The organism is Chryseobacterium sp. SIMBA_028, assembly GCF_046535285.1.
Lineage (GTDB): Bacteria > Bacteroidota > Bacteroidia > Flavobacteriales > Weeksellaceae > Chryseobacterium.
Window position 1 is genome coordinate 1 of record NZ_JAWRWZ010000138.1, and the last position, 305, is coordinate 305.

The 305-nt window shown below is 56.1% G+C and carries 1 protein-coding gene; it reads right to left on the bottom strand.

What is annotated here, in order from left to right:
- Positions 1 to 110: 110 nt before the first annotated feature.
- Positions 111 to 305, bottom strand: a 195-nt coding sequence (locus SCA31_RS22885) for a hypothetical protein (protein ID WP_410699335.1), incomplete at its 5' end; no start/stop codon positions are given.

A 305-nucleotide genomic window follows, 5' to 3' on the forward strand; every position in this document is an offset into this window, starting at 1 on the left:
CTCCACGAGCGCTGGAACGCTGACCGCTCGCCAGGGAGAGATCGTCTACATGCCTGAAGGCGAGTCCGTGACGATAAAGACCGAGGGAGAGGGCGCACTGACTGCCTACGTTACCCATCCGCATTGGGCTGAGCTCCACGAATAGCTTGGAAGGCGACCTTGCTGTCTTTCAAAGTTTTGATTTTTAGAGCCGACGCACGCGCGAATAGATCGCTCGGCAAAAGCAAATGTGTGAAGGCCCAGCAGAGCTGGGTGTCGCGGACCCCCACGCTGAAATCGAGCGATTCAACAATATCGAAAATGGG